This is a genomic window from Mesorhizobium sp. B2-7-3 (assembly GCF_006440715.1).
Taxonomy (GTDB): domain Bacteria; phylum Pseudomonadota; class Alphaproteobacteria; order Rhizobiales; family Rhizobiaceae; genus Mesorhizobium; species Mesorhizobium australicum.
In genome coordinates this window covers 697,558-720,509 of the sequence record NZ_VFTY01000001.1, presented here as the reverse complement: position 1 = coordinate 720,509, position 22,952 = coordinate 697,558, and the positions used below count along the sequence as shown (strand labels likewise).

At 63.9% G+C, this 22,952-nt stretch carries 24 protein-coding genes; 12 read left to right on the top strand and 12 right to left on the bottom strand.

Annotation, left to right across the window (positions count from 1 at the left end; all coding sequences use genetic code 11):
* The first annotated feature begins 132 nt into the window (after positions 1–132).
* Entirely contained in the window at positions 133–759 is a 627-nt protein-coding gene (locus FJW04_RS03700; protein WP_140662512.1) for a DUF1062 domain-containing protein, read from the top strand.
* 57 nt (positions 760–816) lie between these two features.
* Here FJW04_RS03700 and typA read toward each other — a convergent pair whose 3' ends face one another.
* Complete coding sequence (typA, locus tag FJW04_RS03695) at positions 817–2,646, bottom strand: translational GTPase TypA (RefSeq protein WP_140712379.1); 1,830 nt, start codon at positions 2,644–2,646, stop codon at positions 817–819.
* Positions 2,647–2,844: 198 nt separating this feature from the next.
* Here typA and FJW04_RS03690 point away from each other — a divergent pair, with 198 nt between their 5' ends.
* Positions 2,845–3,126 carry a hypothetical protein gene (locus tag FJW04_RS03690; protein WP_140712377.1) on the top strand — a complete coding sequence of 94 codons (282 nt, stop codon included), beginning with the start codon at positions 2,845–2,847 and terminating at the stop codon, positions 3,124–3,126.
* Between the two features lie 193 nt (positions 3,127–3,319).
* Here the strand turns inward: FJW04_RS03690 and FJW04_RS03685 are convergent, their stop codons facing one another.
* On the bottom strand, positions 3,320–4,603 hold the full coding sequence (locus tag FJW04_RS03685; protein WP_181172862.1) for an MFS transporter: 1,284 nt from the start codon (positions 4,601–4,603) through the stop codon (positions 3,320–3,322).
* 74 nt (positions 4,604–4,677) lie between these two features.
* Between FJW04_RS03685 and FJW04_RS03680 the strand changes: the two genes are divergently transcribed.
* On the top strand, positions 4,678–5,295 hold the full coding sequence (locus tag FJW04_RS03680; protein ID WP_140712373.1) for a TetR/AcrR family transcriptional regulator: 618 nt from the start codon (positions 4,678–4,680) through the stop codon (positions 5,293–5,295).
* Between the two features lie 44 nt (positions 5,296–5,339).
* Positions 5,340–5,933, top strand: coding sequence for a hypothetical protein (locus FJW04_RS03675; RefSeq protein WP_140712371.1), 594 nt, complete (start codon positions 5,340–5,342; stop codon positions 5,931–5,933).
* A gap of 9 nt (positions 5,934–5,942) precedes the next feature.
* On the opposite strand, the gene ppa is transcribed toward FJW04_RS03675, so the two are convergent.
* The 6 genes from ppa to FJW04_RS03645 form a co-directional block, all read right to left on the bottom strand.
* Complete coding sequence (gene ppa / locus FJW04_RS03670; protein WP_140616548.1) at positions 5,943–6,476, bottom strand: inorganic diphosphatase; 534 nt, start codon at positions 6,474–6,476, stop codon at positions 5,943–5,945.
* Positions 6,477–6,666: 190 nt separating this feature from the next.
* A complete protein-coding gene (locus FJW04_RS03665; protein WP_015315131.1) occupies positions 6,667–7,173 on the bottom strand; it encodes a GNAT family N-acetyltransferase in 507 nt (168 codons plus the stop codon).
* Between the two features lie 244 nt (positions 7,174–7,417).
* A complete protein-coding gene (locus FJW04_RS03660; RefSeq protein WP_140712369.1) occupies positions 7,418–8,056 on the bottom strand; it encodes a TPM domain-containing protein in 639 nt (212 codons plus the stop codon).
* Between the two features lie 9 nt (positions 8,057–8,065).
* The gene (locus FJW04_RS03655; RefSeq protein WP_181172861.1) at positions 8,066–8,956 is read right to left on the bottom strand and encodes a YgcG family protein; all 891 of its coding nucleotides are present in this window, start codon (positions 8,954–8,956) and stop codon (positions 8,066–8,068) included.
* Positions 8,957–8,960: 4 nt separating this feature from the next.
* Entirely contained in the window at positions 8,961–9,773 is an 813-nt protein-coding gene (locus tag FJW04_RS03650) for a YgcG family protein (protein ID WP_181172877.1), read from the bottom strand.
* Positions 9,774–9,871: 98 nt separating this feature from the next.
* Positions 9,872–10,510, bottom strand: a complete 639-nt coding sequence (locus FJW04_RS03645; protein ID WP_015315127.1) for a LemA family protein — start codon at positions 10,508–10,510, stop codon at positions 9,872–9,874.
* A 163-nt stretch (positions 10,511–10,673) separates the two neighbouring features.
* Here FJW04_RS03645 and FJW04_RS03640 point away from each other — a divergent pair, with 163 nt between their 5' ends.
* The 6 genes from FJW04_RS03640 (at position 10,674) to FJW04_RS03615 (ending at position 15,979) form a co-directional block, all read left to right on the top strand.
* A complete protein-coding gene (locus FJW04_RS03640) occupies positions 10,674–10,925 on the top strand; it encodes a hypothetical protein (protein ID WP_140712367.1) in 252 nt (83 codons plus the stop codon).
* Between the two features lie 13 nt (positions 10,926–10,938).
* Entirely contained in the window at positions 10,939–11,823 is an 885-nt protein-coding gene (pdxY, locus tag FJW04_RS03635) for a pyridoxal kinase PdxY (RefSeq protein WP_015315125.1), read from the top strand.
* Positions 11,820–12,611 carry a DUF429 domain-containing protein gene (locus FJW04_RS03630; RefSeq protein ID WP_140712365.1) on the top strand — a complete coding sequence of 264 codons (792 nt, stop codon included), beginning with the start codon at positions 11,820–11,822 and terminating at the stop codon, positions 12,609–12,611. The genes pdxY and FJW04_RS03630 overlap by 4 nt, the downstream gene beginning before the upstream one ends.
* Positions 12,612–12,758: 147 nt before the next feature.
* A complete protein-coding gene (locus tag FJW04_RS03625) occupies positions 12,759–13,403 on the top strand; it encodes a carbonic anhydrase (RefSeq protein ID WP_140616544.1) in 645 nt (214 codons plus the stop codon).
* Entirely contained in the window at positions 13,400–13,834 is a 435-nt protein-coding gene (locus FJW04_RS03620; RefSeq protein ID WP_140712363.1) for a nuclear transport factor 2 family protein, read from the top strand. Before FJW04_RS03625 ends, FJW04_RS03620 begins: the two co-directional genes overlap by 4 nt.
* 90 nt (positions 13,835–13,924) lie before the next feature.
* Positions 13,925–15,979 (top strand): M3 family metallopeptidase, encoded by a 2,055-nt coding sequence (locus tag FJW04_RS03615; RefSeq protein WP_140712361.1) that lies wholly within the window; start codon positions 13,925–13,927, stop codon positions 15,977–15,979.
* Between the two features lie 25 nt (positions 15,980–16,004).
* Here the strand turns inward: FJW04_RS03615 and FJW04_RS03610 are convergent, their stop codons facing one another.
* The 4 genes from FJW04_RS03610 to FJW04_RS03590 all read right to left on the bottom strand — a co-directional run bounded on the left by FJW04_RS03610 (position 16,005) and on the right by FJW04_RS03590 (position 20,925).
* Entirely contained in the window at positions 16,005–17,498 is a 1,494-nt protein-coding gene (locus FJW04_RS03610; RefSeq protein ID WP_140712359.1) for a M81 family metallopeptidase, read from the bottom strand.
* 78 nt (positions 17,499–17,576) lie between these two features.
* Positions 17,577–18,401 carry a carbohydrate ABC transporter permease gene (locus tag FJW04_RS03605; protein WP_015315119.1) on the bottom strand — a complete coding sequence of 275 codons (825 nt, stop codon included), beginning with the start codon at positions 18,399–18,401 and terminating at the stop codon, positions 17,577–17,579.
* A complete protein-coding gene (locus FJW04_RS03600) occupies positions 18,398–19,267 on the bottom strand; it encodes a sugar ABC transporter permease (protein WP_015315118.1) in 870 nt (289 codons plus the stop codon). The genes FJW04_RS03605 and FJW04_RS03600 overlap by 4 nt, the downstream gene beginning before the upstream one ends.
* A gap of 431 nt (positions 19,268–19,698) precedes the next feature.
* The gene (locus tag FJW04_RS03590) at positions 19,699–20,925 is read right to left on the bottom strand and encodes a sugar ABC transporter substrate-binding protein (RefSeq protein ID WP_140662496.1); all 1,227 of its coding nucleotides are present in this window, start codon (positions 20,923–20,925) and stop codon (positions 19,699–19,701) included.
* A gap of 181 nt (positions 20,926–21,106) precedes the next feature.
* Here FJW04_RS03590 and FJW04_RS03585 point away from each other — a divergent pair, with 181 nt between their 5' ends.
* Both FJW04_RS03585 and FJW04_RS03580 read left to right on the top strand, forming a co-directional pair.
* Positions 21,107–21,877: an SDR family oxidoreductase gene (locus tag FJW04_RS03585; RefSeq protein ID WP_140712357.1), complete on the top strand. Its 771-nt coding sequence runs from the start codon at positions 21,107–21,109 to the stop codon at positions 21,875–21,877.
* A gap of 2 nt (positions 21,878–21,879) precedes the next feature.
* Positions 21,880–22,950, top strand: a complete 1,071-nt coding sequence (locus FJW04_RS03580) for an ABC transporter ATP-binding protein (protein WP_140616538.1) — start codon at positions 21,880–21,882, stop codon at positions 22,948–22,950.
* Positions 22,951–22,952: the final 2 nt, after the last annotated feature.

Here is a 22,952-nt window from a genome sequence, read left to right as displayed (position 1 = left end):
ACCGCTGTCGCTCGGCTTACCGCCAGCGACACCTGATGTCACAATCTCCGCAGCCACCCGCCACGCCGCGCCCGCATGGGCATCTCGATAGCGCCGACCGGATGAACTTCCCAACGGGAAGGACTTACCGGCATGTCTTGCGCCCTGCGCGTCCACTGGACGATCGCGCCTGAAATCGCACCACGACCCCTGATCAACTGCAATCGCTGTGGCTTCGTGAAAGCCTACCGCTGCAGCGAGAAATTCCGCGTCAACGCCAACGGCAAGCGCATCGACGTGTGGCTGATCTATCGCTGCGTCGACTGCGACAATTCCTGGAATTTCGGCATTTTCGAGCGCTGCAACCGGCGCGATATCGCGCCGGCACTGCTGGCGGCGCTCGAAAGCAATGATCCGGCACTGGTCCGGAGCCATGCCTTCGACATCGTCGCCCTGCGCAACCAGGTGGGACGCGTCGAAGAGTTCCCTGACGCCGTCGTGCGCAAGCAGGTGATCGGCAGGATTAAGCAAGGCGCGACGGTGCTGGATCTTCGGCTTGGTCTGGAAATACCGGTTTCGTTGAGGCTCGACCGGCTGCTTGCCAACGAACTCGGCATCTCGCGGTCGCGCCTTCGGGCGCTGGACGAGCGGAGGCTGCTGACCATCGAGCCGGATGGAGCAAAGGCCCTGCGCAAACCGGTCCGAGAGGGAGCGACAATCCGCATCGATCTCGCCAGCGAGCCCGACCGGCGGACCATCATCTCGGCCGCTGGTGGATGAACGAAAGAGGGCGGAGAACAAGTGCTCCGCCCTCTCAAACTCTCGGAAAGGGAAACTTTACGCCGCGCCGACCGCCTTCGACGACTTCTCGAAACGCTTGCGCTCGTTCGGGTCGAGATAGAGTTTGCGTAGGCGAATGGTCTTCGGCGTCACCTCGACCAGTTCGTCGTCCTGGATCCAGGCCAGCGCGCGCTCCAGCGTCATGCGGATCGGCGGGGTGAGCTTGACCGCCTCGTCCTTGCCGGCGGCGCGGATGTTGGTCAGCTTCTTGCCCTTCAGCACGTTCACTTCGAGATCGTTGTCCCGGCTGTGGATACCGATGATCATGCCCTGATAGACCTTGACGCCGGGATCGATGACCATCGGACCGCGATCTTCAAGGTTCCACATGGCGTAAGCCACCGACTCGCCCTGTTCGTTGGAGATCAGCACGCCGTTGGTGCGGCCAGGCAACTCGCCCTTGTAGGGCTCGTAGGCATGGAACAGCCGGTTCATCACGGCGGTGCCGCGCGTATCGGTCAACAGTTCCGACTGGTAGCCGATCAGGCCGCGCGTCGGCGCATGGAAGACGATGCGCTGGCGGTTGCCGCCCGAGGGACGCAGCTCGACCATTTCGGCCTTGCGTTCCGACATCTTCTGCACGACGACACCGGCATGCTCCTCGTCGACGTCGATGACGACTTCCTCGACCGGCTCCAGCAATTCGCCATTCTCGCCCTTCTGCATGACGACGCGCGGACGCGAGACGGCGATCTCGAAACCTTCGCGGCGCATGGTCTCGATCAGGACGGCGAGCTGCAATTCGCCGCGGCCGGAAACGAAGAACGAATCCTTGTCGGGCGATTCTTCGATTTTCAGCGCGACATTGCCTTCGGCCTCGCGCAGCAGACGGTCACGGATGACGCGACTGGTCACCTTGTCGCCTTCGGTGCCGGCCAACGGGCTGTCGTTGACGAGGAAGGACATGGTCACGGTCGGCGGATCGATAGGCTGTGCATGCAGCGCCTCGGTCACCGCCAGGTCGCAGAACGTGTCGGCGACGGTGCCCTTGGACAGGCCGGCGATGGCGACGATGTCACCCGCCTGCGCTTCTTCGATCGGCTGACGCTCAAGGCCGCGGAAAGCGAGAATCTTTGAAATGCGGCCGGTCTCGATCTGGGTGCCGTCATTGTGCAGCACCTTGACCGCCTGGTTAGACTTCAGCGTGCCGCTCTCGATGCGGCCGGTGATGATGCGGCCGAGGAACGGGTTTGCTTCCAGGATGGTGCCGATCATCCGGAACGGGCCGGGATGAACGGTCGGCGCCGGCACATGCTTGATGACGAGGTCGAACAGCGGCGCAAGCTGCTGGTCCTTCGGGCCTTCCGGATTTTCCGACACCCAGCCGTCGCGGCCCGAACCATAAAGGATCGGGAAGTCGAGCTGCTCGTCGGTGGCGTCGAGCGCGGCGAACAGGTCGAACACCTCGTTGACCACCTCGACATGGCGCGCGTCCGGCCGGTCGATCTTGTTGATGACGACGATCGGTCTCAAGCCGACCTTGAGCGCCTTGCCGACGACGAACTTGGTCTGCGGCATCGGCCCTTCGGCGGCGTCGACCAGCACGATGGCGGAATCCACCATCGACAGGATGCGCTCGACCTCACCACCGAAATCGGCGTGGCCGGGCGTGTCGACGATGTTGATGCGCGTCTCCTTCCAGTCGACCGAGGTCGCCTTGGCCAGGATGGTGATGCCGCGTTCCTTTTCGAGATCGTTGGAATCCATGGCGCGCTCGGCGACGCGCTGGTTGTCGCGGAAGGAGCCGGACTGTTTCAAAAGCTGGTCGACCAGGGTGGTCTTTCCATGGTCGACGTGCGCGATGATCGCGATATTACGGAGGTTCATGATTCTGGTCTCGGAAGCGTTGCAGGCAGCAGGCCAAGGGCGCTGCCTCTTTCGGTTGCGCGGCTCATACAGGGTTTTTCGCAGTTGCGAAAGGGGACGCGCGACACCAAATACTCATCAAATCTTAAGCATCTGCGTGTGAAATGATTTTGTTAACCAAGGCGGGAACCTTTTCAGGGCCCGGACAGTTCGAACGTGATGACCGATAGACTCAATCGATTTTGGCCACTTATCGCGTCCGCCGCCTTTGCGATGCTGCTGGCGGCCAACGCAGCGCAGTCGGCCGCGACGCTGAAGGAAACGCGGCCTGCCCTGCCGACCGATGCGCCTTCCGCGCAACAGGCCTTTGCCGACGCGCCCGACGGCGTCGACCCCGTGGTGACCGGGCCGGTCAGTGCCGCCTTCAAGCAGAGACAGGCGAGCGCCAACTGCGACGCGGCGGTCTGGCCCAACATTCCAATGGTCTGCTACCCCGACTGACCGTTCGCGCCCGTTCTTACACGCTGAGGTGTGTTGAGATTCAGGTCAGGCCGGGCCGAAAATAATGGTTTTCGAGAATCCGAGCGGAGCGTACATTTTGTACGTGAGCTCCGTTCTACTGCGACGCAGTAGAACGGAGAAGCGCAGGAATCCGCCGTTTGCAGGCCGGCCTCACCTGAATTATCGACGCGCCTCAAGCCGCCTGCGGTTCGGGATCGAAGGCCGGCCGGCTGGTGTTGATCAGGAGCGAAATACAAGCCGCCGCGATCGCCGTCATGCCGGCAATCAGGAACGCCAGTTCGTAGTTGCCCTGCAGTTCGCGCATGGTGCCGCCGAAGGCAGCAGCGGTGGCGGCACCCACCTGATGGCCGGCCACGATCCAGCCGAACACGATCGGCCCGCTGCGGTCGCCGAAGGCTTCGTTGGCGAGCCTTAAAGTCGGCGGCACGGTGGCGATCCAGTCGAGGCCATAGAGCACCGCGAAGATGATCAGGCTGGTTGCCGAGAAACCTGAATAGGGCAAATAGATCAGCGACAGGCCACGGATGGCATAGTAGACGCCGAGCAGCTTGCGCGGATCGTAGCGGTCGGTGAGCCAACCGGACAGCGTGGTGCCGATCAGGTCGAAAATGCCCATCATCGACAACAGGCCGGCGGCCTGCACCTCGCCGATGCCCATGTCGCCGCAGAAGGCGATCAGATGGGTGCCGACCAGCCCGTTGGTGGTGAAGCCACAGACGAAGAAGGTGGCGAACAGGTACCAGAAAACCCGCGTGCCAGCGGCGCGGCGCAGCGTGCTGAGCGTATGCGCCAGGAAATTGCCCTGTGACGCGGGCGAAGTCGGCGGCACATCATCCGCCTCGGCGCCATAACGCACCATGCCAATCGAGGCCGGGCGCTCCGGCACCAGCAACCAGACCAGAGGGATCAACGCCGCGGTGGCGATCGCGACAGCGATGACGACAGGCTGCCAGCCGCCTGTCTGGGCGAGCGAGGCGATCAGCGGCAGGAAAATCAGCATGCCGGTGGCGCTGGAGGCCGACATCAGCCCCATGACAAGACCGCGATTGGTCTTGAACCAGCGGTTGACGATGGTGGCGCCAAGGACGCTGGCGACAGCGCCGGATCCGATGCCGGAAAAAACGCCCCAGGTGATGAACAGATGCCATGGCTTGGTCATCAGCAGGCTGAGCGTGGTCGAAGCCGACATCACCACCAGCGACGCCAGCAGCGTGCGGCGCAGCCCGATGCGTTCCATGAGCGCCGCGGCGAACGGACCGGTCAGCCCATAGAGCAGGATGCCGACGCCCGCGGCCAGCGAAATGACGTCGCGCCGCCAGCCGAAGCTGTTTTCGAGCGGCAGCATCATGACGGAAGGCGCCGAGCGCAGGCCGGCCGCGATCAGCAGGCAGAGGAAGATGACGCCCACCACCACGAAAGCGTAGCGCTGGCCAAAGGGACGGGATTGAGCTATCATGTTACTGACCGGTACGTTGCAAGATGGGAGCATGTATACGTACCGATCGGTAACATTGTCAATCGAGTCCCATGATGCCAAGCGACAAAAATATTGAACTGACCATCAGCGACGGTCATGCGTCGGCGCCACCGAAGGCCGCCAAGAAGATCCTCGACGTGGCCTATGACCTGTTCTACCGGCGCGGTATCCGGGCGATCGGCGTCGACGAAATCGTCAAGCGTGCCGGCGTCACCAAGCCCAGCCTCTATCGCAGCTTTCCCTCCAAGGACGAGCTGGCCGCTTCCTACCTCAGGCAATACGATCGTGAATATTGGGAGCGTTTCGACGAGGCCGTCGCCGCCAATCCCGGCGACCCGCGCGCTCAGATCAAGGCTTTCCTGACCCGCATCGGCAAGCGAACGCAGGTGGCGGACTATCGCGGCTGCGGCATGACCAATGCGGCGGTCGAATATCCCGACCACAGCCATCCGGCTCGCGTCGTCAGCGAGGCCAACAAGCAGGAATTGCGCCGCCGCCTGCGCGCCATGGCGGCTGCGATGGGCGCGCAAGACCCCGACACGCTGGGCGACGGGTTGCTGCTGCTTATCGAAGGCGCCTATATCAGCGGCCAACTGTTCGGCCTCGGCGGACCCGCGCAGTCGGTTGCCCGCAACGCCGACCTGCTGATCGAAGCCAGCTTGAAGAAATAGCGATTGGCGATACGCTGGGACGACCTCCAACTGAGATCTCCGCCATGCGCAGCCTGTTGATCCCGCTCACCTTCGCCGGCCTTTGCCAGGCGGCACAGGCCGGCGACATATCCAGCACCTACACCGACCTCGACTGGAAGAAGGACTGCGTGACCTATGCGCAGGCCGGGCAGGGCGACGGCGACTGGGCCGACCTCGCCTGCTCCGGCTATCGCGGCTATCCCGTGCTGGTCGGATATGACGACGCCCGCGAATCGCTGTTCTATGGTTTTCCGCCCGGCGGCGACATGACGTCCACCTGGGAAAGTTTTTCCGCCTTGAATTCGTCCGGAGCCAAGGTCGAGTGGCGCGTCGAAACCAATGGCGACAAAGCCGTGCCGTTCGCGGTCATCCACCGCCGCTCGATCAGCAATGGCGAGGACGAGACCAAGAAGACCGAGGTGCTGCTCGTCGCCAAGGTCGCCCAGATGGACGCCCGGGACGGCTGCACCGTCGGCCTGGTGTTGGCCACCGGCAACCCCGCCGCCAACGACCAGGCGCGCAAGATCGCCGACGAGAAGGCGAGAGGCTTCGCCTGCGGCAAGGACAAGCGCGTGGTGATTGGCGACGTGCCGGCTTTCGGCCGGGTCGATAACTGAGCGCTCGAGCTACTTGCTCGCCTTCGCCCGGTCGATCGCGTCCATGATCATCTTCTTGGCGTATTTGGAATCATGCCAGCCCTCGATCTTGACCCATTTGCCGGGTTCCAGATCCTTGTAGTGCTCGAAGAAGTGCTGCACCTGCTGGCGCGTGATGTCGGGCAGCTGCGTGTATTCGGTGACGTTCTCGTAGCGCAGTGTCAGCTTCGGTGACGGCACCGCGATGATCTTTTCATCCTGGCCGGCATTGTCTTCCATGATCAGCACACCGATCGGCCGCACGTTGATCACGCAGCCCGGCACCAAGGCGCGCGTGTTGCAGATCAGCACGTCAATCGGGTCGCCGTCGCCCGAAAGCGTGTGCGGCACGAAACCGTAATTGCCGGGGTAGCGCATCGAGGTGTGCAGGAAGCGGTCGACGAACAGCGTGCCGGCCTCCTTGTCCATCTCGTACTTGATCGGCTCGCCGCCGATCGGCACCTCGATGATGACATTGACGTCCTCAGGCGGATTCTTTCCGGTGGCTATAGCTTCGATGCGCATGTCTTTTGTCCCTCTCTCGGTCGGCAGGAGATAGCGGGCGGCGCAAAATGGTGCAATGCGGCGAATGGTGCTTACAGGCGTCCGGCGAGACGCGATGGCGGTCGACCCGTTCAATCATCGGCACAAGATGTTTCAAGGTCGTGATGTGCGTGAGCCCGGGACCACGCGTTCCGCGATTACCCCCAGGCGGTCACTCCCAGACGAAGGCGACCTTCTTCAGCGCCTTCTGCTCGAAAATCTCGACCCCTTCGGCGATGTCGCGGCCGCCGGCCCCGGCATAGAAGGCAAGTGCGTTCTGATTGTCTTCCAGCGCCCACACCACCATGCCTTTCAGCCCATGGTCGGCGAGACGTGCCCTGGCCGCCGAAAACAGCCGCCTGCCGAGCCCTATGCCCTGATATTCCGGGCGCAGGTACAATTCGTAGATCTCGCCCTGCTGCTTGAGTTCCTTGGCGCGGTTCTTGCCGATCGTCGCGTAGCCGGCGATCGTGCCGCCGATCTCGACGACCAGGACGGTGGCGGCGCGGCGGATGGCGTTGGCCCACCAGTCGCTTCCGCGACGGTTGATCATAGATGTCAGCGTGCGGTGCGGAATGATTCCGCTATACGCGCCGCGCCAAGCCTCGAGGTGCACTTCGGCGATGGCGCCGGCATCGCGCGGGTCTGCCTTCCGAATGTCGATCGTCAGCGTATTCATGATTTGTTAACCATAAACCCGCATCGCCCGATTGCAAGAGTCCCGGCGGCCGATGGTCCGCTTTCGCACAGACGATCATGACACTGCCGACATTGGCCAAAGCCTGCCTGAAAACGCGCTCAGCCGAGGCGGATGGCGCGGCTTTCGAGTATCGAAACCCAGCGGACTTTTAGGTCCGTGGGCATCGGAAGCGCAGAAAGCCGCGTCAGGCGTCCGGCTGAGTAGCGTTTGCAGGTAGGGCTTTTCAGATTTCGACCAGATGGTCGTCGAGCTCGTTGGTATCGCCCGAAGTAACCGGAAAGTGCTCGGCCAGCACGGCCCCGACCCCCTCGATCGCCTTGACGAAACCGTCGGCAAGCCGATCGTGGCCGGCATGCGCGGTCAGATCGCGCACCACGCCGTCCCAGACATGCTGGCCGACCTTGGCAGCGATGCCCGAATCGGCGAGCACTTCGGCGTAGCGCTCGGCGATCGAGACGAAGATCAGCACGCCGGTGCGCGCCGTGGTGCGGTGGACGTTGCGGGCGAGGAACTGCTTGAGCGCATTGGCGTGCGCAGCCTGATAGCGCAGCCGACGCGGCACCATATGGATGCGCAGGCCGGGCAGCGTCCACAACAGGGCCAGCACGCAGGCCATGGCCAGCAACTGAGCGATGACGAAATGTGGCAGGCGGATGGTGAGCCACCAGGCCTCCAGCCCATAGGCGACCGCGAGGCTGACGACCAGCATGCCGAGGGTCGCCATCAAGGCTGCGGGAGCTAAGTAGCCATCGCTGGCATGCGCCACGACGCAGTAGATCTCGCCGTCGGTTTGCGCTTCGGCGGCGCGGATCGCAGCGGCGATGCGCTCATGATCCTGCGGGCTGATCGGTCGTGTCGCCATGATCTTGTCTCACCAGCTTCCTGAAGAACCGCCACCGCCGGACGAGCCGCCGCCACCGGAAAACCCGCCGCCACTGCTTGACCCCGACGACCAGCCACTGCCGGAACCACCCGAGGACCAGCCGCCGCCCGACGACCTTGTCGTCCAGCCGCTGGTTCCGGATGATCCGCCCGCACCCTGGCCATAACGAAACGTCATACCCAGCCATCGATACACGCCCGGCGACAGCTTTGTGCCGAACATCGGCGGCAGGAAGGCCATTGCCAGGCCACCGAAGAACATCGTCGCCCACAGGATCAGGAACACCGCGACGACCGGATCCATGGGGGTGCTGCTGTCGGCGGGATTGCGCCGGCCGCGCGCCTCCAACTCCTCCGGATTGCCGTTCAGCACCATGATCATGTCGTCGACGGCCTTGGAGATGCCGCCGGAGAAATCGCCGGCGCGGAAGGCCGGCACCATGTCGTTCTCGATGATCAACTTGGTGTGCAGGTCGGTCAGCGTGCCTTCCAGCCCATAGCCGACTTCGATGCGCATCTTGCGGTCGTTTGGCGCGACCAAAAGCAGGACACCGTTATTCTCCTTGGCCTGGCCGAGCTTCCAGAAGCGGAACAGCCGGTTGGCGTAGGGCTCGATCTCCTCGCCGCCGAGGCTGGGAATGGTGGCGACGACGATCTGGTCGGAGCCCTTGGTTTCGAAGTCCGCCAGCTTCTGCGTCAGCGCGGCACGTGTGCCGGCATCGATGATGCCGGCATTGTCGACCACGCGGCCGGTGAGAGCCGGAAGGTCGGCGGCCACGGCGGCGATCGAGGCAAGCAGCAGAGACGCCAGGATGATTAAGGCCAGGCGCAGCCGCGAAGCGCATTGGCCGGGCATTGAAGGGACGGCAGCTCTGGCCATGGCCTTACCAGCCTCCCGAGGAGCCGCCGCCGCCGGACGAACCGCCGCCGCCCGAAAAACCGCCACCGGAGGACCCTCCGCCGGAGGACCAACCGCCGCCGCCGGACGACCAGCCGCCGGACGATGATCGCCGGTGCGGCTCGAAGGTCATGCCGAGCCAGCGATAGCGTCCGGGCCCGAGTTTCTGGCCGAAGATCGGCGGCAGGACCGAGGCCGCGATGCTGCCGAAGAAAATGATCGCCCAGATGCCGATAAAAATGGCGAAGAACAGGTCGTCGGAATTGAATGGTGCCTGCTCGTTGCGCTTGCCGCGCGCTTCCAGTTCTTCCGGATTGCCCTCCAGCACCATGATCATGTCGTCGACGGCCTTGGAGATGCCGCCCGGGAAATCGCCGGCGCGGAAGGCCGGCACCATGTCGTTCTCGATGATCAGCTTGGTGTGCAGGTCGGTCAGCGTGCCTTCCAACCCGTACCCGACCTCGATGCGCATCTTGCGGTCGTTTGGCGCGACCAAAAGCAGGACGCCGTTGTTCTCCTTGGCCTGGCCGAGCTTCCAGAAGCGGAACAGCCGGTTGGCGTAGGGCTCGATCTCCTCGCCGCCGAGGCTGGGAACGGTGGCGACGACGATCTGGTCCGAGCCCTTGGTTTCGAAGTCGGCGAGTTTTTGGGTCAGCGCCGCACGTGTGCCGGCATCGATGATGCCGGCATTGTCGACGACGCGGCCGGTCAGCGCCGGAAGATCGGCGGCGAAGGCGGCGAACGGGAGGAAGAGGATGCCGGCAAGAAGGCCAAGAAAGGAAAGGTGGGCGTTCCGCAGCGCCCCCCTTGAGGAGGAGATGTCCGGCAGGACAGAGGGGGGTGTTTGCACGCCGGCGGTCCGTCTTTTCGGGAATTCGTTCCGAGGACAGTCGCCGTTCACCCGCCCTGCTTCGTGCCGAAATCGACCTTCGGCGGCTGCATCTTGTCTTCGTCGACGGTGAAGTTGGCGAAGGGCTCGTTGCCGCGGAACCAGAATGTCGCCCACAGTACCGACGGGAAGGTCTTCAGCGTCAAATTGTAGTCCCTGACCGCCTGGATGTAGTCGCGCCGCGCCACCGCGATGCGGTTCTCCGTGCCTTCGAGCTGCGCCTGCAGCGCCAGGAAATTCTGGTTGGCCTTGAGGTCGGGATAGGCTTCCGACACCGCGATCAGCCGCGACAGCGCGCTGGTCAGCCCGGCCTGGGCATCCTGAAACTTCTTGAGGGCTTCCGGATCCTTCAGCGTTTCGGGCGTCACCGTGATCTGCGTCGCCTTGGCGCGCGCTTGGACAACCGCGTCGAGCGTGTCCTTTTCATGCGAGGCATAGCCCTTGACCGTCTCGACCAGATTGGGAATGAGGTCGGCGCGGCGCTGATACTGGTTCAACACCTCGCTCCATGCCGCCCTGGCGTTTTCTTCCGCCGTCGGGATCGTGTTGTAGCCGCAGCCGGCAAGCAGCGGCAGCACGATTGCCATCATCAGGAAGGCGGGCAACGTGCGAAATGTCGATGGTCGAGCAAGGCGCTGGGCAAGCATGAAGGGATCCCTCGATAGAAGTTGCATCCGAAGCATTACCACAATCGGCGCGCAAGAAAACGGCCTCGGCCTCTGAAGCAGGCTCGGCATGAATTGTGCCCGCGCAAGGCCCTGTGATTGGCCCGGTGAACGCGATAAGGTTCGATCAGAACGGGATATCATCATGGCGAAACGCCAGGACAGCGAGAGCGAATCGCGCCGTATCCTCCAGCGCGTCGCGCAGGAGACCGATCCGGCCGGCAATTCTTTCGTGGCACGGACGACGAAAGGCATGCGCGACCACGTCTCCGCGGCCGATGCCGATCGCACGGATCCGATCGAAGTCTGGGGTACGCGTGTTGGCAGGATACTCGGCCTGCTTCTGGCGCTGGGCCTGATGGTCTGGCTCGTGCTTTTCCTCACCCGGGGCAGCTAGGAATCAAGAGACAATGAGCGCCGAAAAAGCCGACGCGCCGCGCGCGGTCATCGTCATATCCAGCCATGTCGCCCGCGGCTCCGTCGGCAACCGCGCGGCCGTCTTCGCGCTGGAGACACTGGGCTTTCCGGTCTGGGCCGTACCTACGGTCACCCTGCCCTGGCATCCCGGCCATGGCCGCGCGACCCGCATCGTGCCGCCGCTCGACCAGTTCAAGGCGCTGATGGCCGATCTGGAGCGCGCGCCGTGGCTGGGTGAGGTCGGGGCCGTGCTGTCGGGTTATCTCGGCGAGGCCGGCCAGGCCGAGGCGGTCGCCTCGCTGGTCGCCGCGGTCAAGGCGAGGACGCCCGATGCCGTCTATATCTGCGATCCGGTGATGGGTGATTCCGGCGGCCTCTACGTGCCCGAGCCCACCGCCGCCGCCATGCGCGACCGGCTGATGCCGATCGCCGACATCGCCACGCCCAACCGCTATGAGCTGGAATGGATGGCCGGCGCGCCGCTGCCCGATCTGAAATCGGTGATCTCGGCCGCACTCCATGCCGGACCGTCGACCATGCTGGTCACCTCGGCTCCGTCGATGATGTCAGGCGGAACAGGCAATCTGCTGCTCGACGGCACCCAGGCGCTGCTGGCCGAACACCGCCTGATCGACAAGCCGCCGAACGGCCTTGGCGACTTGACGGCAGCGGTCTACCTGGCGCGCATCCTGTCCGGCCAGCCGGCGATCAAGGCGCTGCAGTCGACGACGGCGGCGGTCTACGAAATCCTGGCGCGCACCGCAAAACGCGGCGGCGACGAGTTGCAGCTCGAAACCGACGCGCAGAGCCTGTCGCACCCGATGGCCATGGTCCAGCTTCGCCACCTCACGCATCCGGGGCGGGACCGCCGGGCGTGACCCCGGCCAAGGTCGTGCTCGTCGGCGCCGATGGCTGCAAGGCCGGCTGGATCGCCGTGCGGAGCGAACCCGGTTCGACACGTCGTGACCCAGACACGGCGCCTTCGGTCGATGTGTTCCCTTCGTTCGCCGCCCTGCTGGCGGCGATCCCCGATGACGCGATCGTCGCCGTCGACATGCCGATCGGTCTACCGGAATTTTCGCAAAAGGGCGGACGCGGGCCGGAAGCGCTGGTGCGGCCGCTGCTTGGCCCTCGCCAGTCCAGCGTCTTCTCGATTCCGTCCCGTGCCGCGCTCTATGCCGACACCAGCGGCTTCACCACGATCGAAGCCTGGTACGCCGCGCATATTAGGGCAAGCGAAGCGGCCAAGGCCACATCCAACCCGCCGCGCGGCGTTTCCATCCAGGCCTTCGGCATCTTTTCGAAAATCCGCGAGATCGACACATTGCTGATCGCGCGGCCCGAACTGCGCGGCCGCATCTTCGAATCGCATCCGGAAGTCGCCTTCTGTCGCCTGAACGGCGATCAGGCCATGCGGTTGCCGAAGAAGATCAAGGGCAGCGTCAATCTGGCCGGCATGGCGGAGCGCAAGGAGCTGCTTTGCCGGCACGGCTATGACATGGATTTCCTCGACCAGCTGCCGCCACGTGGTGCGGCCGCCGACGATTTCCTTGATGCGGCGGCCATGATGCTGATTGCCGGCCGCATCGCCAGCGGCGACGCGAAGCCGTTTCCCGACCCGCCTCGCGCTGACGGTTTTGGCATACCGGTCGCCATTTGGGCGTGACAACGTCGGCGGGCGTCCCGCTCTGGCGCATGGCATTTATAGCTAGCCCCTACAATTCTGCATTGCTCGTAACGGGTTTTTGCCGTTAGAGGCTTTCCTCGACCGCAACGAGCTGCCGCCTCCAACCCGGAAAGGCCTTAGCCGCCCATGCCTCATCTTCCCGAACACCTCCTCGCCGGCTACCGCAATTTCATGAACGGCCGCTACCTCACCGAGAGCGGCCGCTATCGCGAGCTCGCCCGCGAAGGCCAGGCGCCCGAGACCATGATCGTCGCCTGTTGCGACTCGCGATCCGCGCCCGAGGCGATCTTCGACGCCGGCCCCGGCGAACTCTTCGTCTTGCGCAATGTCGGCAATCTGGTGCCGCCTTACGAGCCGGACGGCGAGTTCCATTCGACCTCGGCCGCGCTCGAATTCGCGGTGCAGAGCCTCAAGGTCAAGAATATCGTTGTCATGGGCCACGGCCGCTGCGGCGGCATCCGGGCCGCGCTCGACACCAACTCCGCGCCGCTATCTCCCGGCGACTTCATCGGCAAGTGGATGAGCCTGATCGCGCCGGCCGCCGAGACGGTGTCGGCCAGCACCTTCATGACGGCGACGGAACGCCAGACGGCCCTGGAGCGCATCTCGATCCGCTACTCCCTCGCCAATCTCAGGACCTTTCCCTGCGTCTCGATCCTCGAGGGCAAGGGGCGGCTGTCATTGCACGGAGCCTGGTTCGACATTTCGACCGGCGAGCTCTGGGTGATGAACAAGGAGACCGGCGATTTCGAGCGGCCGGTGCTGGAATGAAGGGTAGGGCGCGCCAGGCGATGAGCGTCCGGCCGGTCGTTTTCTCGGCGGCCGCGCTGATGATAGCGATCGTTGCCGCTCGCGCCGATGACCGCGCCATCATAAGCCGCTGGTATTCGGCGCTGCTGGTCGCCGATCGCACCGAGCTGGCGGACCTGCTCGCCGACGACGTCCGCATCAAGCTCGACGACCTCGGCGTTGTCCAGAGCAAGCAGGAATTCATCGCCTCGCTCGACGAATGGAAAGGCGCGGTTGCGGGAGCCGCGATCCGCCACCGCATCGAGAAGACCGAAGGCGGGGTCACCACCGTGATCGCCTGCTACGACTTCCCCGACAATGACATGCTGATGCAGGAGACCTTCGCGGTGAGCGACAACCGCATCACCGCCAGTTCGCAGGCGGCAATCGCTGAAAACTGCGAGGGCTACTGAGGCGGAGCGGCCAACTGGCATATTGCGGGCCCGCGGACCGCGCCCTACATCGGTGACACCCTCCTTCCTGACGCCAGCGAAAGACCCTCCATGCCCTCTCCGAAAGCCGTCGATCTCGCCGCCCATCCGTTGACCGCGTGGCGAGGGCCGCTCGGCCTGCCCGATTTCGCCCATATTGGCGACGGTGATTTTTCTCCCGTCTTCGACGCCGCGCTGAAGGCGCATGAGGCCGAGATCGACGCGATATCAGGCAACAAGGATGCGCCGAGCATCGAGAACACGCTTGCCGCGCTTGAGCTCGGCGGCGAGGCGCTGGATCATGTCTCATCGATCTTCTGGTGCCGCGCCGGCGCCCACACCAACGAAACCATCCAGGCCCTGGAGCGTGACATTTCGCCGAAGATGTCGCGGCACTTCTCGGCCATCTCGATGAACGAGAAGCTGTTTGCCCGCATCGACGATCTCTACCAGCGCCGCGAGAGCCTTGACCTCGATCGCGAGACGCTGCGCGTCCTGGAGAAGACCTGGAAAGGCTTCGTCCGTTCCGGCGCCAAGCTCGACGCCGACGGCAAGACGCGGCTGGCCAAAATCAACGAGGAGCTGTCGTCGCTCGGCACGACTTTCGGTCAGAACGTGCTCGCCGACGAGCGCGACTGGGCGCTGTTCCTCGACGAGGCCGATCTCGCCGGCCTGCCGGATTTCGTGAAAAGCTCGATGGCCGAGGCCGCCGAGATGCGCGGCCAGAAGGGCCGCTACGCCGTCACCCTGTCGCGCTCGATCTATGAGCCGTTCACAACCTTCTCCGAACGCCGCGACCTGCGCGAGATCGCCTATCGCGCCTTCACCATGCGCGGCCAGAACGGCGGTGCGTCCGACAACACGTCCGTGGTGCGCGACATGCTGAAGCTGCGCGCCGAAAAGGCGAAGCTGCTCGGCTACGCCTCCTTCGCCGCGCTGAAGCTCGACGACACCATGGCCAAGACACCGAAGGCGGTGCACGCGCTGCTCGACCCGGTTTGGGAAAAGGCATTGGAAAAAGCCGCCGCCGACCAGAAGGAGCTGGAGCGTCTGGCGGCCGAGGCCGGCAGCAACGAAAAATTCGCCGCCTGGGACTGGCGCTTCTACCAGGAGAAGCTGCGCGCCGAGAAGTTCGCTTTCGACGAGGCGGAGCTGAAACCCTATCTGCAGCTCGACCGCGTCATCGACGCCTGCTTCGACGTCGCGACACGGTTGTTCGGCATCACGTTCGAGGAGAAGAAAGGCATCGCCGCCTGGCATCCGGACGCGCGCGTCTTCGTGGTCAAAAATGCCGACGGCAGTGAGCGCGGCCTGTTCCTCGCCGACTATTTCGCGCGGCCGTCAAAACGCTCCGGCGCCTGGATGAGCGCGCTGAAGTCCGGTTACAAGCTTGGCCATGGCTCGAAGCCGGTGATCTACAACATCATGAACTTCGCCAAGCCGCCAGCGGGCGAACCGGCTTTGCTGTCGGTCGACGAAGCGAAGACCTTGTTCCACGAATTCGGCCATGCGCTGCATGGCATGCTGACCGACGTCACCTGGCCGTCGGTGTCAGGCACCTCGGTCAGCCGCGACTTTGTCGAACTGCCTTCGCAGCTCTACGAGCACTGGCTGACTGTGCCGGCGGTTCTGGAAAAGCATGCGCTGCATGTCAAGACCGGCAAGCCGATGCCGAAGGCGCTGCTCGACAAAATGCTGGCCACACGCACCTTCGGCGCCGGCTTCGCCACCGTCGAGTTCACCGCCTCTGCCTTGATGGACATGGCCTACCATGCACGGCCCGACGCGCCGGAAGAGCCGCTTCGTTTCGAGGCCGAAACGCTTGCGACGCTGCATATGCCGGATACGATCGCCATGCGCCATCGCACCCCGCATTTTGGCCATGTCTTCGCCGGCGAGGGCTATTCGGCCGGCTACTATTCCTACATGTGGTCGGAGGTGCTGGACGCCGATGCTTTCGCCGCCTTCGAGGAAACCGGAGACCCCTTCAACCCGGCGCTGGCCGAGCGGCTGAGGAAGAACATCTACGCCGCCGGCGGCTCGAAGGATCCGGAAGAGCTCTACACGGCGTTTCGCGGCAAAATGCCGTCGCCGGAAGCGATGATGGTCAAGCGCGGATTGGTGTAGGCAATCGCCGAAGTCGGCGCCGACGTTAACCTCGTTGTCCTTGGCTGCCGACCCAAGGATCCCTTACCCTTGGCCACACCGGCCGCGTCAGCTTCGTGTAATTCGTCGCCGCCGGATTGCTGGGATAGGAACTCGGCGCCGCGACATAGATGATCTCGGCGGCGATCGGCTCGAAGCCGGCGTAGAAATGGTTTGTCGACTTGATCAGCAAAATGTCTTTCGACAACGGATCGACGCCGATGTTGGAGAAGACATCCGGCTCGAAGGTCTGGGTGCGGTTGGTGTTCAGGATCACATCGACTTCGGTGCCCTCGATGCGCACCACCGCTGATGGTCCCAATGTCACCCGGCTCGGGCCAAAACTCTGCCAGCCCTCGGCAACCGCTTTCAGTACCTTGACGCGTGCATCGATCGGTTCGCCCGCCTGCGGGCCGGCCTTGCCGCCGAAACGCAGGTCGATGACGGCGCCCTCGCCGGCCGCCTGGCAGAAAGTCACCGCGATCGGATCCCAGATCGTCGCCACGCCGAACTTGTCCAGGCCCCGCGCCAGCATCTGGCGTAGCACGAAGGTGCCGTCGCCGGGAACGCCTCCGCCGGGGTTGTCCCAGATATCGGCAATGACCACCGGCTTGCCCGGTCTTTGCTTGCGCACGGCCAGCGCCCGATCGATGCCGTCGGCCGTACTCAGCATCGTCATCGCGGTCGTTTCGCGCATGCCATAGAGCTCGCGTCCAAGCCGCTCCGCCAGCGCATCGCCCCTGGCCTTGTCATTGTCGGTAACGACAAGGATGCGCGTGCCCATTTCGGGCACGTCGGCGGCCATGAAGCCGTGGATGACCGAGACCGACAGCACGCCGTCCTTGCCGTGCAGCGCCTTGATGCGGTCGACGAAGGAGCGCATCGGTTCGCGGCTGGTCGGCAGCACCTGGATCATGCGGCAGTCGAAAGTTGAGATGACCGGCTTGATCTCGCCGCGCGCCGCGGCCAGGCCAAGCGCGACCACATGCTCGCCGCGCTCGTAGAAATCGGTGTGCGGGAATTCGAGGAAATAGGCCATGATGTCGGACGCCGCCACGCGCTTCGGCGTCAGATGGCTGTGCGGATCGAACTCGCAGGCAATCACCACGCTTGGCCCGACAATGCCACGCACGCGCTCCAGCAGGTCGCCCTCGCAGTCGTCATAGCCTTGCGCCACCATGGCACCGTGCAGGCCCAGAATGACGGCATCGACCGGCAAGGCGGCCTCGAGCTGGCCGAGGATCTCGTCGCGGAGCGCCTCATAGGTCTGCCGCTGCACGAGGCCGCCGGGCTCGGCCCAGGTGGCGGTGCCCTCGATCACGGTCAGGCCTTCGGCGGCCGCGCGGCGGCGCAGCGCCACGATCGGCGAGGAGCACAGGGTCGGCGTTCCCGGATGCTTGCCCGGCCCGGCATAGAACGCCATCTCGAAAGAGGCCCGGTCGGTTGGCACAGGCGAGAAGGTGTTGGTTTCCGTCGCCAGCGAGGCGGTGAAGATACGCATGAAAACTCCGTGGACTTCTTGTTTTCGCAATTCCGGACGGATAACCGCTGGGCACTTTTCCTGGAATTGCTGGGATTGCTATTTGACAGCCCCGAGCGCCAAGCCCCGGACAAGATAGCGCTGCAGCCAGATGAACAGGATCGCCACCGGCAGCGTCGCCAGCAGCGTCGCCGCCATGACATGGTGCCATTCGATCGTGTACCGCCCGGCAACCAGCGAGAACACCTGGATCGGCAGCGTATAGCTCTCCTGGCTGCGCAGCATGGTGAGCGCCACGACGAATTCGTTCCAGGCATTGATGAAGGTGAAGATCGCCGTCACCGCGATCGCCGGCAGGCAGAGCGGCAGGAACACTTTTCGCAGCGTCAGCCAGCGGCCGGCGCCTTCCATCCAGGCGGCTTCCTCGAGATCGCGCGGAATGGTGTCGAAATAGCTCTGCAGCATCCACACGGTGAAGGCGACGTTGAAGGCCATGTAGATGAAGCCGAGCGCGGTGGTCGATTCGACCAGTCCCCAGGCAGCCATCAGCCGGAACAGGCCGAGCACCAGCACGATCGGCGAGATCATCTGTGAGATCAGCAGGAACTGGCGGAACGCTCCATATCCGGCAAAGCGGAAGCGCGACATGGCATAGGCCGCCGGGACGGAGATGAGGATGGCGCCAACGGTGGCGATGACAGACACGTAGAGCGAATTGGCCAGCGCCCGGCCGAAGCCGGTCGCCACCCACATGTCGGCAAAATTCGACCACCGGAACTCGCTCGGCCACCAAGTCGGCGTCAGCACTTCGGTACGCGGCTTGACCGCTGTCAGGAACATCACCGCGAAGGGAAAGATCGTCACCACGATCAAGGGCGCCAGCAGCAGCCAGGCGATGATGGTGCGCTTCAGCTTGGCCTTCATGCGCGTTGCTCCCGCATGGCAAGGCGCACATAGATCATGGTGAAGATCAGCAATATGGCGAACATCACCAGCGAGACCGCCGACGCCTCGCCGAGTTTGCCGATACGGAATGCCAGCTTGTAGAGGTGGGTGACCAGTATGTCGGTCGAGTTGGCCGGCCCGCCCTGCGTCATCACCCAGATGATCGGGAACGAGTTGAAGACGTAGATGGTGTTGAGCACGATGGCGATGTTGATGAAGGGTTTCAGGAGCGGAAAGGTGATCTCGCGGAACTGCTGCAGCGGCGTTGCCCCTTCGAGCGCCGCCGCCTCGTAGAGATCGTCCGGGATCGACGACAGGCCGCCGAGAAAGATCGTCGTGGTGAACGGCACCGTCACCAATATGCCGATCAGCACCTGCATCGGAAACGCCGTCTCGGCGCTCGCAAGCCACTGGATGTTGTGGTCGATCAGGCCAAGTCCGATCAGCGCCGAATTCAGCATGCCGCTTTCACCGCTCAGCGCCCAGCGCCAGACCACGGCCGTCATGGTCAGCGACACTGCCCATGGCAGCATGATGATGACGCGGGCAAGGCCACGGCCATAGAAATCGGTGTTGAGGATCATCGCCACCGGGACCGAGAGGAGCAGCGCGCCGCCGACCACCAGCACCGTCCACAGCCCCGTGCGCCAGAGCGCGGCGACGAAGTCGGGATCGGCGGCCAGCGCGGCGAAATTGGCAAGACCGCTGAACTCGCGCAGCTGACCAAAGCGATTGACGTCATGCGTGGCGATCTGGATCAGGTCCCAGACCGGCCAGAAGATGACCACCGCCGCCAGGAACAGACTGGGCAAGGTCAGGAGGTAGGGCAGGAAGCGATTTTGCATCGGCTGATTTTACACCGCGTTGCGAGGCATCAGTAGCACTGGTTGGCCAGTTGACCTGTTCTTCCCAGGCGCTCGGTTTCGAACTCTTCCCCGGCGGCGGCGCCGCCCCTCACCTGCCTGCCGGCATCCTCTCCCGTATAGAGACGGGGAGAGGGGCGCTTTCATCACCGCTTTCGCCAGTCACCAGCGTCCAGAAAGGGCTCCGAGATGCCGGCCGCCCTTTCTCCCCGTCTCTATACGGGGAGAAATGCCCGGCAGGGCAATGAGGGGCGGCGCTGACGTCGACAATTCGTCCAAAGTGGTTGCTTGTCAGTCTTCGTTATTTACGTGGAGCGCAGCCAAATGTCTGTTTGGAAATGTGGCGCGCCCCACCTGAGTCGGGGGCGCGCCACGGGCGCAGGGAGATACGCCCTATTTGTGGGGCGCGGCCCCTACTTCTTCAGCACTGCGTTGGCCTTCGCCGCCGCTTCCTTCAAGCCTGCCTCGGGATCGCCGCCGAGATAGATCTTCTGCATGGCATCCGACGTGATCTGGGCAACTTCTTCCCAGCCTGGGATGACCGGCGCGAAACGGGCATCCGGCAGCAGGGCGGTAAAGGCGGCCAGGTCGGCGTTGTTGACGTAATAGTCCATCTTGGCCTCTTCCTTGTTCACCGGCAGGAAGCCTTCGCCCTGCGTGAACTTGGCGCGCTGTTCCGTGGTGAACAGGAAGTCCATCAGCTTCCAGGCCTCGTCCTTGTTCTTGGAGTTCTTGAACATGATCATGGAGTCTGTGACGCCATAGGTGCCGCGCGCACCGGTCGGACCGGCCGGAATGGCGGCAACGCCATATTTGAGGCTCGGCGCCTCGTCCTTGATCTGGTTGGACAGGAAGGGCGCCGTGATCATCATGCCGACCTTGCCCTGCTTGAACAGGTTCTGCACGTCCTCGCGATTGTTGGAGGTGACGCCGGGCTCCGTCAGCCCCTCGTCGATCATCGACTTGTAGAGCTTGGCCGCTTCGAGCGCGCCCGGCGTGCTCAGGCCCGACGTGCCGTCCTTGTTGAGGATCTCGGTGCCCTGCGACCACATCGCGTAGTAGTAATAGACGTCGGTCTCGATCTCCTTGCCCTGAAGGCCGAAACCGAAGGCACCCTGCGCCTTGATCTTGCGAGCATCCTCCTGCAATTCGGTCCAGGTTGCCGGTGGCTTGGCGATGCCGGCCTTCTCGAACAGCTCCTTGTTGTAATACATGGCGCGCGCCGAGGCGGCGATCGGCAGGCCGTAGGTCTTGCCGCCCATGATCGAGGGCGACAGGAAGGTGTCGATGAAGCGACCCTTGAATTCGGGCGTGATGTAGCTGTCGAGCGGCTCGGCGACGTCCTGCTGGACGAAGTCTATCAGCCAGCGCGTGCCTATGATGGAGAGATCGGCGTTGGTGCCGGCGGTGATGTCGGTGGTCAGCTTCTGCAAGAGCACATCCCACGGCACCACCTCGAACTTGACCGTGATGCCAGGGTTCTTCGCCTCGAACTCCTTCTTGACCTGCTCGAAATACGGACCGGTCTTGGCGCTGTATTCGGCGACGGTAACCCGCACTTCGCCAGCCTCTGCCTGCGCCGCGAAGGCCAGAATGCCCATTCCGGCCATCAGGCCGGCAGTCCATTTCGCAAGGTTCATCCGATCTCTCCCATTTGTTTCGCGCATTCGCGCTCCTTGTGCCGTGCCGGCACAAGATTTATGTGACTTTCCTACATTATCGATGAATTCGCCGCGCGCAAGCGGATTAATATGTTGCTTAATTACATCCTGTTCTTTAGCCTCTCCGGCATCTGCCTGACCTGCGGGAGGAGCAAGCGCCGTGGTTTCGAGAGCCGAATTCGAAGGCAGGACCGCCGTCGTCACCGGCGCCGGTGGCGGCCTTGGCTCGGCGATCGTCGCACTGCTGGCCAGCAGGGGCGCGCGGGTGGTCGGCTGCGACCAATCAGAGGAGGCACTGGCGAGCCCGCACCTTGCCTCGCGGCATGTCTTCGACCTTCTCGACCGGGCTTCCATCGAGGCGGGGATCGCCGCCGTTCTCGACCGGGACGGCGTGCCCGATATCCTGGTCAACAATGCCGGCTGGACGCGCGCCGAAACGCTCGATGCGCTGACGGCGGACACGATCGAACATGAGCTCGACCTCAACCTGACCGGTGTGATGACTTTCGCCGACGCGCTGGTTAAGGCGATGGCTGCACGCGGTTCGGGCAGCGTCGTCTTCATTTCTTCCGTCAACGCCATCGCGCATTTCGGCAATCCGGCCTACGCCGCCGCCAAGGCCGGCATCAACGCCTATGCCAAGTCGATCGCCGTCGAGCTCGGCCGTAGCGGCGTGCGCGCCAATGTCGTCTGCCCCGGATCGATTCGCACCGCCGCCTGGGACCATCGCCTTGCCAAGAACCCTGACATAATCGGCAAGCTGCAGCGGCTCTATCCGCTCGGCCGCATCGTCAACGCCTCCGAAGTCGCCGAAGCGGTGACTTTCCTTGCCTCCGACCGCGCCTCGGGCGTAACAGGCGTGGTGATGCCCGTGGATGCGGGATTGACCGCCGGCTGCCTGCCGTTCATCGACGACATACTGGGAGCGTGACCATGACCGACGTCGAGTTTCGCAACCTCTCGAAATCCTTCGGCCAGCACAAGATCCTCGAGGAGATCAGCCTCGACATCAAGAGCGGCGAGTTCGTCGTGCTCGTCGGCCCGTCCGGCTGCGGCAAGTCGACCTTGCTGCGCATGCTGGCGGGCCTGGAGACCATCAGTTCCGGCGACCTCTTGATCGGTGGCACGCGCGCCAACGACCTGCCACCACAGCAGCGCAACATCGCCATGGTGTTCCAATCCTACGCGCTGTTCCCGCACCTGAAGGCTTCCGACAATATCGGCTTCGGTCCCAAAATCCGGGGCGAGAGCCGCGCCGCCATCGACCAGAAGGTCAAGAAGGCGTCCGGCGTCCTCAACCTGTTCTCCTATCTCGACCGGTATCCCCGCCAGCTCTCGGGCGGCCAGCGCCAGCGTGTCGCCATGGGCCGCGCCATCGTGCGCGAACCCTCGGTGTTTCTGTTCGACGAGCCGCTCAGCAATCTCGACGCGCAGTTGCGCGTGCAGATGCGCACCGAGATCAAGGCGCTGCACCAGCGGCTGAAATCCACCATAGTCTACGTCACCCACGACCAGATCGAGGCCATGACCATGGCCGACCGCATCGTCGTGATGGACCGCGGCAGGATTCAGCAGGTCGGGCCGCCGCTGGAGCTCTATGACAGGCCGGCCAACAAGTTCGTCGCCGGCTTCCTCGGCTCGCCGTCCATGAGTTTTGTATCCGGGGCACTGAAGACGACGCCCGGGACGACCTGGTTCGAGTCGGTCGGCGGCGGCCGGCTTGCGCTTGCCGGCGACCCGGTGCCGGCAGGCAGTGCCGTTGAGGCGGGGATCCGGCCGGAGCATTTCATCGTCGGTGAAGCCACCGACGCCATGACGCTCAAGGTTGACGTGGTCGAGCCGACCGGCTCCGAAACCCATGTTTACGGCGCCATTGGCACCGATACGGTGCGCGCCGTGTTCCGCGACCGGGTGCCGGTGCGGCCGGGCGACCTGCTGCCGGTCTCGGTCGACCCCGGCAACATCCATCTGTTCGACACGGCGACGGGCCTGCCGCTGAGATGACG

Bases quoted from the DNA above. Each gene is read 5' to 3' on its own strand.
- FJW04_RS03700 (WP_140662512.1), top strand. From the start codon at position 133: ATGTCTTGCGCCCTGCGCGTCCACTGGACGATCGCGCCTGAAATCGCA.
- typA (WP_140712379.1), bottom strand. From the start codon at position 2,646: ATGAACCTCCGTAATATCGCGATCATCGCGCACGTCGACCATGGAAAG.
- FJW04_RS03690 (WP_140712377.1), top strand. From the start codon at position 2,845: ATGACCGATAGACTCAATCGATTTTGGCCACTTATCGCGTCCGCCGCC.
- FJW04_RS03685 (WP_181172862.1), bottom strand. From the start codon at position 4,603: ATGATAGCTCAATCCCGTCCCTTTGGCCAGCGCTACGCTTTCGTGGTG.
- FJW04_RS03680 (WP_140712373.1), top strand. From the start codon at position 4,678: ATGCCAAGCGACAAAAATATTGAACTGACCATCAGCGACGGTCATGCG.
- FJW04_RS03675 (WP_140712371.1), top strand. From the start codon at position 5,340: ATGCGCAGCCTGTTGATCCCGCTCACCTTCGCCGGCCTTTGCCAGGCG.
- ppa (WP_140616548.1), bottom strand. From the start codon at position 6,476: ATGCGCATCGAAGCTATAGCCACCGGAAAGAATCCGCCTGAGGACGTC.
- FJW04_RS03665 (WP_015315131.1), bottom strand. From the start codon at position 7,173: ATGAATACGCTGACGATCGACATTCGGAAGGCAGACCCGCGCGATGCC.
- FJW04_RS03660 (WP_140712369.1), bottom strand. From the start codon at position 8,056: ATGGCGACACGACCGATCAGCCCGCAGGATCATGAGCGCATCGCCGCT.
- FJW04_RS03655 (WP_181172861.1), bottom strand. From the start codon at position 8,956: ATGGCCAGAGCTGCCGTCCCTTCAATGCCCGGCCAATGCGCTTCGCGG.
- FJW04_RS03645 (WP_015315127.1), bottom strand. From the start codon at position 10,510: ATGCTTGCCCAGCGCCTTGCTCGACCATCGACATTTCGCACGTTGCCC.
- FJW04_RS03640 (WP_140712367.1), top strand. From the start codon at position 10,674: ATGGCGAAACGCCAGGACAGCGAGAGCGAATCGCGCCGTATCCTCCAG.
- pdxY (WP_015315125.1), top strand. From the start codon at position 10,939: ATGAGCGCCGAAAAAGCCGACGCGCCGCGCGCGGTCATCGTCATATCC.
- FJW04_RS03625 (WP_140616544.1), top strand. From the start codon at position 12,759: ATGCCTCATCTTCCCGAACACCTCCTCGCCGGCTACCGCAATTTCATG.
- FJW04_RS03620 (WP_140712363.1), top strand. From the start codon at position 13,400: ATGAAGGGTAGGGCGCGCCAGGCGATGAGCGTCCGGCCGGTCGTTTTC.
- FJW04_RS03615 (WP_140712361.1), top strand. From the start codon at position 13,925: ATGCCCTCTCCGAAAGCCGTCGATCTCGCCGCCCATCCGTTGACCGCG.
- FJW04_RS03610 (WP_140712359.1), bottom strand. From the start codon at position 17,498: ATGCGTATCTTCACCGCCTCGCTGGCGACGGAAACCAACACCTTCTCG.
- FJW04_RS03605 (WP_015315119.1), bottom strand. From the start codon at position 18,401: ATGAAGGCCAAGCTGAAGCGCACCATCATCGCCTGGCTGCTGCTGGCG.
- FJW04_RS03600 (WP_015315118.1), bottom strand. From the start codon at position 19,267: ATGCAAAATCGCTTCCTGCCCTACCTCCTGACCTTGCCCAGTCTGTTC.
- FJW04_RS03590 (WP_140662496.1), bottom strand. From the start codon at position 20,925: ATGAACCTTGCGAAATGGACTGCCGGCCTGATGGCCGGAATGGGCATT.
- FJW04_RS03580 (WP_140616538.1), top strand. From the start codon at position 21,880: ATGACCGACGTCGAGTTTCGCAACCTCTCGAAATCCTTCGGCCAGCAC.